Raw genomic sequence first — 841 nt, 5'->3', positions numbered from 1 at the left:
CCGGCGACCGAGTCGGTGGTGTCCAGCGAGTTGTAGGACATCCGGACGAACGTCGACAGGCCACGCGACGGGTTGTTGAACGCGTTGTACGACCAGACGGTGTTGCCGGCGAACAGGTTGTTCATCAGGGTGCCGCCGGCGCCGGTGTTCTTACCCGCGTACGAGTAGAACTTCTCCAGGCCGAGCTGGTCGGAGGTGGGCTCCTCCACCGCCACGTTCTGCGGCAGCCCCTTGATCGGCGAGGACGCCGACAGCTTGCTGCCGTCCAGCTTCTTACGCAGGTCCCAGTTCAGGACGTACTCGCTGCGCTTGTTGCCGTCGGTCGACGACGGCGGGGTCTTCACCTGTGCGGTGACGTCGACCGTGGCACCGGCGAGCACGTTCTTGGGCAGCGGGGTACGCAGCTCGTAGCTCTCGTCGGTGGCGTCGACGAGGGCACCGGTCTCGTTGAGCCGCTTCCAGTCGTAGGTCAGCTCCCAGTCGGTGGTGTTCCAGGGCGCCAGGGTGGGGTTGGACACGGTCACCGGGAGGGTGTAGGTGGCGTTCGGCGTCAGCGTCTGCGGCGTCGAGGCCGCGTAGTACGTCGACTCGGCGGTCTGCTCAAGGTAGGTCACCTCCAGCGTCGGTCGCAGCAGCGGCTCGGCGCCCTCGGCGGAGAGCAGCATCGCCCGCGCGGTCTGGTTGACCTCGTCGCGCTGGCGCAGCAGCAGCCCGTAGTTGGTCGTCGGAGTGGTGTGCCACCCCTTCACCGCGGTGGTGACGTCCCAGTTCTCCCACTCGGGGTCGTTGGTGAACCCGTTGAAGCTGGCCTTCCAGGCAGTGTCGTAGTCACCGCCGGCCG

General features: G+C 67.1%; 1 protein-coding gene. It reads right to left on the bottom strand.

The window, feature by feature from the left end:
- Window positions 1–841 (bottom strand): DNRLRE domain-containing protein (locus KBX37_RS33980; RefSeq protein WP_210779899.1); only part of this gene is annotated, 841 nt, incomplete at both ends.

The organism is Micromonospora sp. U56 (genome assembly GCF_018070095.1).
Taxonomy (GTDB): domain Bacteria; phylum Actinomycetota; class Actinomycetes; order Mycobacteriales; family Micromonosporaceae; genus Micromonospora; species Micromonospora purpureochromogenes.
The sequence above is the reverse complement of the archived record's forward strand: the minus strand, read 5'-3'. Positions and strand labels throughout refer to the sequence as shown.